The 684-nt window shown below is 69.9% G+C and carries 1 pseudogene; it reads right to left on the bottom strand.

Annotation, left to right across the window (positions count from 1 at the left end):
- Positions 1 to 684, bottom strand: a pseudogene (locus FMEAI12_RS19265) (helix-turn-helix domain-containing protein); the annotation flags it as partial.

Below are 684 nucleotides of genomic sequence, written 5' to 3'. Positions count from 1 at the left end.
TGACCACGTCGATGCCGGCTCCGGTGAAGACGGCGTCGAAGGAAGCCGTGAACTTGGTGTCGCGGTCACGGAGGGGGAACTGGAACCGGTGGCCACGTTCGTCGAGGTCCATCAGTAGGTTCCGTGCCTGCTGGGTGACCCAGGCTGCGGTCGGGTGCTTCGTGGTCCCGAGAACATGGACGTGGCGGGTGGCGTGTTCGACGACGAAGAACACGTAGATCCGTTGCAGGAACACGGTGTCCACGGTGAAGAAGTCGCAGGCCAGCAGGCTGGAGGCCTGGGCGGACAGGAAGGTGCGCCAGGAGGTGTCGGCCCGGCGGGGTGCGGGGTCGATGCCGGCGCGGTGCGGGATCCGCCAGACGGTGGCGACTCCGACCGGGTAGCCCAGCCCGGCGAGTTCTCCCTGGATCCTGCGGTGGCCCCAGGTCGGGTTCTCCCGTGCGAGGCGCAGGACCAGCTCGCGGATCTCCCGGCGGACCGGCGGCCGACCGGGCGACTTCCGCGGGTAGGTCCGTTTGCGTGCGAGGAGGTCACGGTGCCAGCGCAGCACGGTGGCTGGGGTGACGAAAACGAACCCCACCGAGCCCGGGGCAGCAGCCGGGACAGGGCTGCGAGGATCACCCGGTCCGCCGGTTCCAGCGTCGGGCGGTTCACCTGCCGGCGCAGCACCGCCACCTGATGTCG

The sequence above is a fragment of the Parafrankia sp. Ea1.12 genome (assembly GCF_900465275.1).
Classification (GTDB): Bacteria; Actinomycetota; Actinomycetes; order Frankiales; family Frankiaceae; genus Parafrankia; species Parafrankia soli.
The sequence above is the reverse complement of the archived record's forward strand: the minus strand, read 5'-3'. Positions and strand labels throughout refer to the sequence as shown.